Here is an 11,959-nt window from a genome sequence, read left to right as displayed (position 1 = left end):
GCCGCCGGCGCAGGGCGTCTGGCATGCGGGCCGCGCCTGCGTAGAAAAAACTGATTGGGTCTGTCGATTCTGGAAGTCGCCGGACGACTAGTTGGTGAACCCCGTTCACCCGATCAGAGGAGAAGGACATGAATAGCCAGAACAGCCAGGTCGAGAGCGCCATTCGCCAGCTGCACGAAACGTTCGAACAAGCCACCAAGGCCAAGGATCTCGACCGGATCATGGCGCAGTACGCCGACGACGTAGTCGCCTTCGATGCGGTCGGCGCACTGCAATTCAAGGGCGTTGAGGAATACCGAGCGCACTGGCAGCGCTGTTTCGAGTTCTGCCAGGGCGAAGGTTTCTTCGAGACTCATGAACTGCATGTGGATGTCGGTGGGGAGCTGACCTGCAGCCGCATGCTTACCCACTGTGGCGGACCCAATGCCGAAGGCGAGATGCAAACGGCCTGGATGCGCGGCACGCGGGTCTGGGCGCGGCGCAACGGTGAGTGGAAGGTGATCCACGAGCACTTTTCGATGCCCTTCGACATGCAGACCGGCCAGGTATGCATGGATCACGCACCGTCGCAGCAACAGACCGGTTGAGGCTGGCCCGCGGTCTTCGTCGCGCGATCGGGCGAGGTCGTTCAATGGCTGCTAGCTTTGCTGCGTTGCCGGCAGACGGAGCCCCGCCATGAACTACCTGTGCCTGATCTATTACGACGAACAGCGTGTGGATGCGATGACCGACGAGCAGTGGCATGCGCTGGTCGCGCGTTGCGTGAGTTGCGGCGAGGAGCTGCGCGCCAGCGGCCACATGCTCGCCGGCGAACCGCTGCAGTCGGTGCGCACTGCTCGCACGGTGCGCGTGCGTGATGGCGTCACCTCGGTGGTCGACGGCCCCTTCGCCGAAACCCGCGAGCAGCTGGCGGGCTTCTACCTGATCGAGGCGGCGGACCAGCTGGAGGCCGAGGCCATCGCGGCGAAGATCCCGCCGGCCAGCCTTGGCTGCGTTGAGGTCCGGCCGTTGCGCCAGCTGCCGCAGCGCTGAGCATGCCGCTGACCGGACATTTCACGGCGGCGCGGGTCGAGGCGGTCTATCGCAGCGAGTCGCGGCGCGTGTTGGCCACGCTGATCCGTCTGCTGGGCGACTTCGATCGCGCCGAAGAGGCCTTGCATGACGCCTTTGCCGCGGCCCTGCAGCAGTGGCCGCGCGATGGGATTCCGGACAATCCGCGTGCCTGGCTGGTTTCCGCCGGCCGCTTCAAGGCCATTGATGTCCTGCGCCGCCGTGCGCGTTTCGATGCCTCGTTGCGGCTGCTGGCCGAACAGCTGGAAGACGCGGCGCAGGCAGTGGAGGTCGATGAGATGGAAGACGACCGTCTGCGGCTGATCTTCACCTGCTGCCACCCGGCCCTGCCGGCCGATGGCCGCGTGGCGCTGACCCTGCGTGAAGTCTGCGACCTGACCACCGAGGAGATCGCCCGCGCCTTTCTCGCTCCACCGGCCACCATTGCCCAGCGCATCGTGCGCGCCAAGGCGAAGATCCGTGACGCCCGGTTGCCGTATCGGGTGCCCGAGCGCGACGAGCTGCCGGCGCGGCTGGAGAGCGTGCTGCGGGTGGTCTATCTGGTGTTCAACGAGGGCTACACCGCATCGGCCGGCGCCGAGCTGACCCGCGCCGACCTCTGTGCCGAGGCGATTCGCCTGGGCCGACTGCTCCTCGAACTGCTGCCCAACGCCGAGGTGATGGGGCTGCTGGCGCTGATGCTGCTGCACGATGCCCGCCGGGCTGCGCGTACCGATGCTACCGGTGAGCTGGTGCGGCTGGATGAGCAGGACCGCAGCCTGTGGAGCCGCCAGCAGATCGCCGAAGGATCGCAGCTGGTGCAGCTGGCGTTGACCAGTCGCGCGTTCGGCCCCTATTCGTTGCAGGCCGCCATCGTCGCGGTGCATGCCGAGGCGCCGAGCGCCGCGCAGACCGATTGGCCGCAGATCGTGCGGCTCTACGATGTGCTGCTGCAGTTGAGCCCGTCGCCGGTGGTGGAGCTGAACCGCGCGGTGGCCGTGGCCATGCGCGATGGGCCTGGAACGGGGCTGAGGTTGGCCGATGAGCTGCTCGATCGTGGTGTGCTGCAGGATTACCACCTGCTGCACTCGGCCCGCGCTGATTTCTGCCGCCGTCTCGGGCGCCTGGATGAAGCGCGCGAAGCCTACCGGCGTGCATTGCAACTGGCGCAACTGGAACCGGAGCGACGCTTTTTGCAGCAGCGGCTGGATGAGCTGGACAGTTGATCCAACAGTTCCACGCTCACGCGGCAGTGCTCCCGCGCGGAGCATGAGCGCTCAGACGTAGGATGGGCTTTAGCCCATCAATTACGCTTCGGCAGCGTGCTCGTTGGCGTTCGTCACGCCACGTCGCCGAGCGCTGGTGGGTTGAAAGTAGATGGTTCCCGCGCTTCCGAGTTGCGTACCCCCGTAAGAGCGCTCAGACGTAGGGTGGCGCCGCGTTACGGGGGCTGGCAGTGAGGCGGTGCGAGCACGCCGTGATCAGGAGTCGCCACTACCGGCCGGCAAATAATCACTGCGGCTCAGCCCGTGGCGCTGCATCTTCTCGTTGAGGGTGCGGCGCGGCAGCTGCAGCTGGGTCATGACCTCGGTGATGTTGCCTTTGCACTGCTGCAGGGCGTTGTGCAGGCATTGCGCCTCGAAGGCTTCCATCTGCTCGGCCAGCGACTGGCCGCTGCTGCTCGCCGGGGCCGGGGCGCTGAGACCGAGGGCGTGGCGTTCGGCGGCGTTGATCAGTTCGCGCACGTTGCCCGGCCAGTCGTGGGCGAGCAGTTGCGTCAGTTCGCCGGGTGTCACCGGCGGGGCGGCGCGGCCGTGGCGCTGGGCGGCCTGGCTGGCGAAGTGTTCGAACAGCAGCGGAATGTCCTCACGGCGCTCGCGCAGTGGCGGGATATGCAGTTCGGCGACGTTCAGCCGGTACAGCAAATCCTCGCGGAAGCGCCCGCCGCGCACCTCTTCCAGCAGGTCCGGCTTGGCCGCGCTGATCACCCGCAGGTCGACCTCGATACTGCGGTTCGAGCCCAGCCGTTCCAGGGTCTTTTCCTGCAGCACGCGCAGCAGCTTGACCTGCTGGGCCAACGGCATGCTTTCGATCTCGTCGAGGAACAGCGTGCCGCCGGCGGCGTGTTCGATGCGGCCGATGCGCTTGCCCTGAGCGCCGGTGAAGGCGCCGCTCTCGTGACCAAACAGCTCGCTTTCGAATATGGTCTCCGGGATCGCTGCGCAGTTCAGCGCCACGAACGGCCCGCCGGCGCGCGGGCTGAAGTCATGCAGGCAGCGCGCGACCTGTTCCTTGCCGCTGCCGGTCTCGCCGCGGATCAGCACATTGACGTCGGTGCCGGCCAGCTCCAGCACCTGCCGGCGCAGGTTCACCATCGCCCGCGACACGCCGAGCAGCTGTGATTCGATACGCCCCTTGCGGGCGAACTGCTCGCGCAGCTGGCGGTTCTCGCAGACCAGCCGGCGCTTGTCCATGGCGCGGCGCACGCTGTCGAGCAGGCGTTCCGGGGTGAAGGGTTTTTCGATGAAGTCGTAGGCGCCCTGGCGCAGCGCCTGCACCGCCATGGGCACGTCGCCGTGGCCGGTGACCATGATTACCGGCAGGTCGGCGTCCAGCGCCACCAGCTGTTCGAGCAGGCCGAGGCCGTCGAGATCGGGCATGCGTACGTCGCTGATCAGCACGCCGGGAAAGTCCCGATCAAGCGCCGTCAGCGCTTCGCGCGCGCGAGAAAAAGTGCGCACCTGAAAGCCCGACAGCTCCAGCCACTGCTGCACGGCCTGGCGGATCGCCGCCTCGTCGTCGATGAAGATTACCTGCCCGCTCATTGCCTGCTCCTCGCGGTCGCGTCGCGGCAGTTTACTCGGCGGCGTGCGCTTCGGCAGCCGGCAGCGTCAGGGTGAATACCGCGCCCTGTTCATCGTTGCTGACTTCCAGCGTGCCGCCCATCTCACGGACGATGCCGTAGGACACCGCCAGCCCAAGGCCGAGACCCTGGCCGACCGGTTTGGTGGTGAAGAACGGCTCGAACACCTGATCCAGATGCTCGCTGGCAATACCGCCGCCGTTGTCGCCCACGCTGAGCTGCCAGCGGTCACCGTTGAGCTGACAGAGGATGCGCAGGCGCCGCTGCGGGCGCTCGGCCATGGCATCCAGCGCGTTGTGCAGCAGATTGATCAGCACCTGCTCGAGGCGGATGGCGTCGCCGCTGACCGCGGCCTCGGCCGGTACCTGGCGGAACACCTCGACCTGCTCGCTGCGAATGCGCGGCGAGAGCAGCTGCAGGGCCTGCTCCAGCACTTCGGCCAGGCTCAGGCGCTGGCGCAGCCCGGCCGGGCTCTTGCGGGCGAAGGTCTTCAGGTGGCCGGTCAGCGCCGCCATGCGTTCGAGCAGGCCTTCGACATGCCCGAGGCCTTCGCGCACCTCGCCGTCGCGGCCGCTGTCGAGCAGCAGGCGCAGGCTGGCGAGCTGCATGCGCAATGCGGTCAGCGGCTGGTTGATCTCGTGGGCGAGGGCAGCGGACATCTGCCCCAGGGCGGCCATGCGCGCGGCATGCACCAGCTCGTCCTGGGCGGTGTGCAGCTCGCGGGTACGCTCGTGCACCAGGCGCTCCAGTTCGCTGCGGCTGCGCTGTTCGACGCGGCGGGTCTTGCCACGTTGCGCCAGGTAGAGCAGCAGAAAGGCCAGCGTCATCCACACGCCAGCCGCGGCCAGGCGATAGCTGCGCACGCTGGCGACCACCATCTGTGGGTCGTGCAGCAGGTGCAGGGTCCAGTCGTCTTCCGGCAGCGCCAGGCGTTGCCAGAGGTATTCGCGGCGGCCGTCCGGGCCATCCACCAGGCGTCGCTCGCTGCCCTCGGCGAGTTGCTGCACGCGGCTGCTTGGCAGCGGCTGCAGCGTCTGTTCGGCATAGCGCCGGGCATCGATCAGGCGGCTGCGCACCTCGTCGCTCAGCGGGCGCAGATAGCGGAAGCGCCAGGCCGGGCGGTTGGTGAGGATGACGATATCCAGCGAGTCGGCGATCAGCAGGATGCCCGGTTGGCCGACCCAATCGCGCTGCATCTCTTCCAGCTCGAGCTTGACTACCAGCACGCCGAGCACCTCGCCGTCGGCATTCTTCACCGAGCTGGAGAGGAAGTAGCCGGGAATGCCGGTGGTGACGCCGACGGCGAAGTAGCGCCCGCTGTCGTTGCTCACCGCATCGCGGAAATACGGGCGGAAGGCGTAGTTGTTGCCGACGAAGCTGCTCCAGTCGCGCCAGTTGCTGGCGGCGATGGTCTCGCCGTCGCGGTCGAGCAGGTACAGCACCGAGGAGCCGGCTGCGTGGTTCTGCTGTTCCAGGCGCTGGTTGAGCTGGCGGCGCAGCGCGCGGTTGCCCGGTTCGGCGAGCAGCGCCTGGATGTCGCTGTCCAGCGCCAGCAGCGCCGGCACCGAGCGGAAGCGTTCGACCTGGGTGTGGATCGCCTGGGCATAGAGTTCCAGCTGCCCCTGCGCTTCCTGGGCACGCTCGGCCCAGGCGCGCTGCTCGGCCAGGCGTCCGGCCCAGTACATGCTCAGCAGCAGGCCGATGAGGATCAGCGCAACGATCAGGGTTACCCGCAGGCGGTTGGACAGTGCTGGCATGACGACGCTCGCGACAGGACGCGACGATGGTAAGCGATAGTCGGCAGCGGTGGCGCATCGCCGAGCCTCGGGATAGCACCAAAGTCTTGATCTGTCCCAATAGAGGCACAATGACATCATCGATATACTGCGGGGAGTTACTTTCAGCTTCAGCAGGGATCGCTAGTACGGAACGGCCAGCCGCTCCAGTCGAGGTCCGCCTTGCTCAGAAAAATCCTTGTCAGCCAACTCCGCTTCGGCATGTACGTCCATGCACTGGACGGCAGCTGGTTCGATCATTCCTTCTGGCGCAGCAAATTTCTGCTGACCGACCCCGCCGACCTGCAGGCGCTGCGCAGTAGCGGCGTCAAGGCGCTGTGGATCGATACCGGCAAGGGCGTCGATGTCGAAACGGCAACGCCGCCGGCTGCCGAGGCCCCACAGGCTATCTCCGACGCCATGCCGATTGCGCCTCGACCGACCACAGCACCGGCCCAGCAATGCAGCGTCCGGGAAGAAATGCAGCGCGCCGCGCAGTTGCTCAAGCGTTCCAAGCAGCAGGTGACCTCGCTGTTCAATGAGGCGCGCCTGGGCAAGGCCGTCGACCCGCAGCAGTGCCTGCCACTGGTCGAGCAGATTTCCGCATCCCTGGCACGCAACGGCTCGGCATTGCTCAGCCTGGCGCGGCTGAAGACCAAGGACGAGTACACCTACATGCATTCGGTGGCGGTCTGCGCGCTGATGGTCGCGCTGGGCCGGCAGTTGGGCCTGAGCGAACAGGAAGTCCAGGAAGCCGGCTTTGCCGGGCTGCTGCACGACATCGGCAAGATGGCCATGCCGCTGGATGTGCTGAACAAGCCGGGCAAGCTCAGCGACGACGAATACGCCGTCATGCGCAGCCACCCCGAGCGTGGTCACGCGATCCTGCTCGGCGCGGGAACGGCCATCTCCGACGCAGTGCTGGACGTCTGCCTGCATCATCACGAGAAGATGGACGGCACCGGCTATCCGCACCGGCTGGCCGGCGAGCAGATCAGCCGGCTGGCGCGCATGGGCGCGATCTGCGACGTGTATGACGCCATCACCTCGGATCGCCCGTACAAAACCGCCTGGGATGCCTCGGGCTCGCTGGCGCGCATGGCGCAGTGGCAGGGGCACTTCGATACCCAGATCCTGCATGCTTTCGTGCGCACGGTGGGCATCTACCCGCTGGGCTCGCTGGTACGGCTGCAGTCGGGGCGGCTCGGCGTGGTCATCGAACACAACGCGCAGCAGCTGACGGCGCCGCGCCTGAAACTGTTCTATTCCACCCGCGCCCGCGCGACGATCGTGCCGGTGGAGCTGGACCTCTCCAGCCCGCAATGCAGCGACCGCATCGTCGGCCGCGAAGACCCCGCCGCCTGGGGCTTCAGCAATCTGGATGCGCTCTGGACCTAGATTGGCGGTCGTAAAACGGGGGGCGATGCGACTAGAATGTCGCCCCCCGAATGCGATCCGCCCGGCGAGTCGCTCAGAGAAGAGCTTGTAATGCCCATGACCTGGCTGCCTAGTCCGCCATAGCGCTGCGCCCCCTCGCGTCACTTTGCGACTGCCTGTCATGGGGTGGTCGTGCGCTGCTGTCCGTGCGTTTCGTCGACTGACAGCCGAATCAATCACACCAAAAATCTCGTCTTGTATCGCTGCCGGCCGCCCGTGGTCTGCATGGTGGTGCTTTTGCTCTGGATAGTCCGATGCTGCAAACGATCAAACAAAACTGGTTCTCCAACGTCCGTGGCGATGTGCTGTCCGGCCTCGTCGTCGCGCTGGCGCTGATTCCCGAAGCCATCGCCTTCTCCATCATCGCCGGGGTCGATCCGCGGGTCGGCCTCTACGCCTCCTTCTGTATCGCCGTGGTGATCGCCTTCGTCGGTGGCCGCCCGGGAATGATCTCCGCAGCGACCGGCGCCATGGCACTGCTGATGGTGACGCTAGTGCGTGAGCACGGCCTGCAGTACCTGCTGGCGGCGACACTGCTCTGCGGCCTGTTGCAGATCGGCGCCGGCTACCTGCGCCTGGGTTCGCTGATGCGCTTCGTCTCGCGTTCGGTGGTTACCGGCTTCGTCAACGCGCTGGCCATCCTGATCTTCATGGCGCAGCTGCCGGAACTGACGAACGTCACCTGGCACGTCTACGCCATGACCGCCGCGGGCCTCGGCATCATCTACCTGTTCCCCTATGTGCCGAAGCTCGGCAAGGTCATCCCCTCGCCGCTGGTGTGCATTCTTTCGATGACGGCAGTGGCCATGTATTTCGGCCTGGATATCCGCACCGTCGCCGACATGGGTGACCTGCCTGACACCCTGCCGGTCTTTCTCTGGCCGGAAGTGCCGCTGACTTTCGAAACCCTGGCGATCATCTTCCCGTATTCCGCCGCGCTGGCCGTGGTTGGCCTGCTGGAGTCGCTGATGACCGCGACCATCGTCGACGACCTCACCGACACCGGCAGCGACAAGAACCGCGAATGCAAAGGGCAGGGCGTTTCCAACATCGTCTCCGGCCTGTTCGGCGGCATGGCCGGCTGCGCGATGATCGGCCAGTCGGTGATCAACGTGAAATCCGGCGGCCGTACCCGGCTGTCGACGCTGATCGCCGGCGTGGTGCTGCTGCTGATGGTGGTGTTCTTGAGTGACTGGGTCGGGCAGATCCCCATGGCCGCGCTGGTGGCGGTGATGATCATGGTGTCGATCGGCACCTTCAGCTGGGATTCGCTGCGCAACCTCAAGCGCTATCCGCTTTCCACCAACATCGTCATGGTCGTCACCGTGGTGGTGGTGGTCTTCACCCACAACCTGGCCTACGGTGTTCTGGCGGGCGTGCTGCTGGCGGCGATGTTCTTTGCCAACAAGGTCGGCCACTACCTGCACATCGGTTCGGAGCTGGATACCGCCGGCAATCAGCGCACCTACAAGGTGATCGGGCAGGTATTCTTCAGCTCATCGGACAAATTCACCGGTGCGTTCGATTTCAAGGAAGCGCTCGGCAAGGTCACCGTTGATCTGTCCCGCGCACATTTCTGGGACATCACCGCTGTGGCGGCGCTGGACAAAGTGGTCATCAAGTTCCGCCGCGAAGGCACCGAGGTGGAAGTGCTGGGCCTGAACGAAGCCAGCGCCACCATCGTCGACCGCTTCGGTGTGCATGACAAACCCGAGGCCATCGACAAGCTCATGAGCCACTGACCAGGAGAACAACAATGACCCACGTAATGGCTTGTATCGACGGATCACCGCAGGCAGCGGCGGTTTGCGACTATTCGGCCTGGGCCAGCAAGCGCCTGGATGCACCCCTGACGCTGCTGCATGTGCTCGACCGCCAGCAGTATCCGGTGTCGGGCGATCTGAGCGGCATCATCGGCCTCGGCAGCCGCGAATTCCTTCTGCAGGAGCTGGCCACGCTGGACGAGAAACGCGCCAAGCTGGCGCTGGAGGAGGGCCGCATGATGCTCGATTCGGCACGTCAGCGGGCGATCTCCGCCGGCGTCGCCCAGCCCGAGTGCCGGCAGCGCCACGGTGATCTGGTCGAGTCCCTGCGTGATCTGCAGGACGAAACGCGCCTGCTGGTCATCGGTCGTCAGGGCGAGGACAGCGGCGATGCCATCCAGCACATCGGCAGCCAGCTGGAAAACGTCATCCGCACCATGCATCGGCCGATTCTGGTCACCGTCGGTCAGTTCACGCCGCCGCGCAGCCTGATGCTCGCCTTCGACGGCAGCGCCACGACACTCAAGGGGGTCGAGATGCTGGCTGCCAGCCCGCTGTTCAAGGGCCTACCGATCCATCTGGTGATGGTCGGCAACGAAGACGACGCGGTGCTGACGCAGCTGAACGCTGCGCGGGACGCGTTGGCCGCTGGTGGTCTCGAGGTACACACCGCCATCCGCGCCGGCGAAGTCGAGCCGACCCTGCATGCCTATCAGGCCGAGCATGGCATCGACCTGTTGGTGATGGGCGCCTACGGCCACTCGCGCATTCGCCAGTTCTTCGTTGGCAGCACCACCACCAGCATGATCCGCACGACCCGCACGCCGCTGCTATTGCTGCGCTGATCAAGCCCCTCGCGCCGCCGAACAGCGGCGCTCAGCGGTAGAGGTCGGCACGGGTCCAGGGCAGTTCATGCCCGCCATCGGGCAACGGTTTGGTGGCGAGAATCTGATGCAGGTCGATCCAGTCGCGGCGAAAGCCATAGGAACAACCTGCCAGGTACAGTCGCCAGATCCGCAGCGCCCGCTCCGGCACCAGCGCCTGGGCCTCCGCCAGCCGCGCTTCCAGCCGTTCGCTCCACAGCTGCAGCGTGCGCGCGTAATGCAGGCGCAGGCTTTCCACATCGACGATTTCCAGTCCCGTCTCGCTGATGCAGCTGCTGATGTTCACTAGATGCGGCAGCTCGCCGTGGGGGAATACATAGCGGTCGATGAAAGCACCAGCCCCGTGGCTGACCGGCCGTCCATCGAGGTGGCGCGAAGTGATGCCGTGATTGAGCACCAGCCCGCCTGGACGAACCGCACCGTACAGTTGCTGACAGTACAGCGGCAGGTTGGCGTGCCCGACATGCTCGAACATGCCGACACTCACCACCTTGTCGAAACCGCCATCGGCCGGCAGGTCGCGGTAATCCATCAGCTCAAGCTGCACCTTGCCTTGTAGGTCCTCGGCGGCAATGCGCTCGCGGGCCAGCGCCAGCTGCTCGCGGCTCAGGGTGATGCCGAACACCTGCGCGCCGAATTCCCGCGCCGCGAAACGCGCCAGCCCACCCCAGCCGCAGCCCACATCCAGCAACCGCTCGCCTGGCTTGAGCCGCAGCTTGCGACAGATTAGCCGTAGCTTGGCCTGCTGCGCCTGATCGATATCCTCCTCGCCGGTCTCGAAATAGGCGCAGGAATAGACCATCTCCCGGTCCAACCAGAGCCGATAGAAGTCGTTGGAAAGGTCATAGTGGTAGGCGATCGCCTCGGCATCGGTAGCCTTGTCGTGCGCCTCCCGCGCAGGCGCTGCGAAATGGTCCTTGCCCAACGCCCGGCTAATGACATCGCCGATACGGATAACTTCGCCCACCGGCCCGAGCAGGTCGATCTGCCCCTCGACATAGGCGGCGCCGAGCATATCCAGGCTCGGTTGCGCCAGCCGAGTGACCAGGTTGGGGTCCTTGATCACCAACGTGACGCAAGGGGCAGGGCCGATGTCGATCTCGTTGCCATCCCACAACTGCAGCTTTAGCGGCAGGGCGAGTTCTTTAAGGGCCGGTAGCAAGGTTGCCAACATGCTCGATCTCCTTTTCAGTTCAGTGCACGAAGAAAATCCTAGACCATCAAACGGCAACCGGTAGGCTATGGTGATGATAGTTTCGCGCTATGGTTCGAACGCCTGCGAACGTGCGCTTGACGGCTTAACTCGCCGAATGACTTTTCCGATCGAGGATTTATGCAGCAGAACCGTCCACAACGCGTGCTCGTTTTGGTCGCCGGCGGCCCCAGCACCCCGGCACGCTGCGCCGCGCCTTTCCATATCGCCACGCTGCTGGCTTGTATGGATGCCGAGGTAACCCTTTACCTCACCGGCGAGGGCACGCAGCTGGCGCGTCGCGAGGTGGCCGAATCGCTACGCGCGATGGAGGGCGGCGAGCCGCTGCTGCACTTTATCCGCAACGCCAAGCAGGCCGGCGCACGATTGCTGATGTGCCGCCAGCCCGGGGTGCAGCTTGACCCCGCCACGCTGATCGCCGAGCTGGATGAAATTTCCAGCGGCGGCGAACTGGCGCAGATGATCCTCGAATACGAACGGGTGCTGACCCTATGAATGTGCACGGCCTGGAATTTCCCGACCCGCTGCGCTACGCCCCGGAGCACAGCCTGTGGCTGCGCGAGGAGGCCGACGGCAGCCTGACCATCGGCCTGACCGCCTACGGCTGCGCGCTGTACGGCCAGATCTTCGCCTTCACCCCCAAGCGCGTCGGCGCCCGCATCGAGCGTGAGCGCAGCTTCGGCGTGGTCGAGTTCGCCAAGGCTGCGTCCTCGGCGCGTAGCCCGGTCAGCGGCGAGCTGCTGGCAGTGAACGAAGCGCTACTCGAGCGACCGGCGCTGATCAATCAGGACTGCTACGGCGATGGCTGGATGGTCCGCCTGAAGCCGGAGGGCTGGGCCACCGTGCGCGAGGAGTTCCCGCTGGGCAAGGCAGCCGAAGCCGCCATCGACGAACGCATGCGCCTGGACAACTTCGACCCGGCCAACGCCCATGTGCAGGCGCTGCAGTGGAAATAAAGGTGCTGCAGCCTCGGT

The 11,959-nt window shown here is 65.7% G+C and carries 11 protein-coding genes; 8 read left to right on the top strand and 3 right to left on the bottom strand.

The genetic code is table 11. The features are described 5' to 3' along the window. The first annotated feature begins 128 nt into the window (after nucleotides 1-128). From LO50_RS02455 to LO50_RS02445, 3 genes are all read left to right on the top strand, one after another. A complete protein-coding gene (locus tag LO50_RS02455; protein ID WP_044314007.1) occupies nucleotides 129-587 on the top strand; it encodes a YybH family protein in 459 nt (152 codons plus the stop codon). An 88-nt stretch (nucleotides 588-675) separates the two neighbouring features. Continuing rightward, nucleotides 676-1,032: a YciI family protein gene (locus LO50_RS02450; RefSeq protein WP_044314006.1), complete on the top strand. Its 357-nt coding sequence runs from the start codon at nucleotides 676-678 to the stop codon at nucleotides 1,030-1,032. A gap of 2 nt (nucleotides 1,033-1,034) precedes the next feature. Beyond that, nucleotides 1,035-2,276 (top strand): RNA polymerase sigma factor, encoded by a 1,242-nt coding sequence (locus LO50_RS02445; protein ID WP_044314005.1) that lies wholly within the window; start codon nucleotides 1,035-1,037, stop codon nucleotides 2,274-2,276. A 255-nt stretch (nucleotides 2,277-2,531) separates the two neighbouring features. Here LO50_RS02445 and LO50_RS02440 read toward each other — a convergent pair whose 3' ends face one another. Both LO50_RS02440 and LO50_RS02435 read right to left on the bottom strand, forming a co-directional pair. Continuing rightward, the gene (locus tag LO50_RS02440; protein WP_044314004.1) at nucleotides 2,532-3,875 is read right to left on the bottom strand and encodes a sigma-54-dependent transcriptional regulator; all 1,344 of its coding nucleotides are present in this window, start codon (nucleotides 3,873-3,875) and stop codon (nucleotides 2,532-2,534) included. 31 nt (nucleotides 3,876-3,906) lie between these two features. Continuing rightward, nucleotides 3,907-5,670 carry a sensor histidine kinase gene (locus LO50_RS02435; protein ID WP_044314003.1) on the bottom strand — a complete coding sequence of 588 codons (1,764 nt, stop codon included), beginning with the start codon at nucleotides 5,668-5,670 and terminating at the stop codon, nucleotides 3,907-3,909. A gap of 201 nt (nucleotides 5,671-5,871) precedes the next feature. Here LO50_RS02435 and LO50_RS02430 point away from each other — a divergent pair, with 201 nt between their 5' ends. The 3 genes from LO50_RS02430 to LO50_RS02420 all read left to right on the top strand — a co-directional run bounded on the left by LO50_RS02430 (nucleotide 5,872) and on the right by LO50_RS02420 (nucleotide 9,733). Next, entirely contained in the window at nucleotides 5,872-7,086 is a 1,215-nt protein-coding gene (locus LO50_RS02430) for a DUF3391 domain-containing protein (protein ID WP_080902064.1), read from the top strand. Nucleotides 7,087-7,379: 293 nt separating this feature from the next. Continuing rightward, the gene (locus tag LO50_RS02425; protein ID WP_044314001.1) at nucleotides 7,380-8,867 is read left to right on the top strand and encodes a SulP family inorganic anion transporter; all 1,488 of its coding nucleotides are present in this window, start codon (nucleotides 7,380-7,382) and stop codon (nucleotides 8,865-8,867) included. A 14-nt stretch (nucleotides 8,868-8,881) separates the two neighbouring features. After that, complete coding sequence (locus LO50_RS02420) at nucleotides 8,882-9,733, top strand: universal stress protein (RefSeq protein WP_044314000.1); 852 nt, start codon at nucleotides 8,882-8,884, stop codon at nucleotides 9,731-9,733. 31 nt (nucleotides 9,734-9,764) lie between these two features. Here LO50_RS02420 and cfaB read toward each other — a convergent pair whose 3' ends face one another. Then, nucleotides 9,765-10,946, bottom strand: coding sequence for a C17 cyclopropane fatty acid synthase CfaB (cfaB, locus tag LO50_RS02415; protein WP_044313999.1), 1,182 nt, complete (start codon nucleotides 10,944-10,946; stop codon nucleotides 9,765-9,767). A 159-nt stretch (nucleotides 10,947-11,105) separates the two neighbouring features. Between cfaB and LO50_RS02410 the strand changes: the two genes are divergently transcribed. Beyond that, nucleotides 11,106-11,480, top strand: a complete 375-nt coding sequence (locus LO50_RS02410; protein WP_003284098.1) for a DsrE family protein — start codon at nucleotides 11,106-11,108, stop codon at nucleotides 11,478-11,480. Beyond that, the gene (locus LO50_RS02405; protein ID WP_044313998.1) at nucleotides 11,477-11,941 is read left to right on the top strand and encodes a glycine cleavage system protein H; all 465 of its coding nucleotides are present in this window, start codon (nucleotides 11,477-11,479) and stop codon (nucleotides 11,939-11,941) included. Before LO50_RS02410 ends, LO50_RS02405 begins: the two co-directional genes overlap by 4 nt. Nucleotides 11,942-11,959 lie beyond the last annotated feature (18 nt).

This window comes from Stutzerimonas stutzeri, from assembly GCF_000935215.1.
Taxonomy (GTDB): Bacteria; Pseudomonadota; Gammaproteobacteria; order Pseudomonadales; family Pseudomonadaceae; genus Stutzerimonas.
This window is presented reverse-complemented; position numbering and strand designations above follow the sequence as displayed.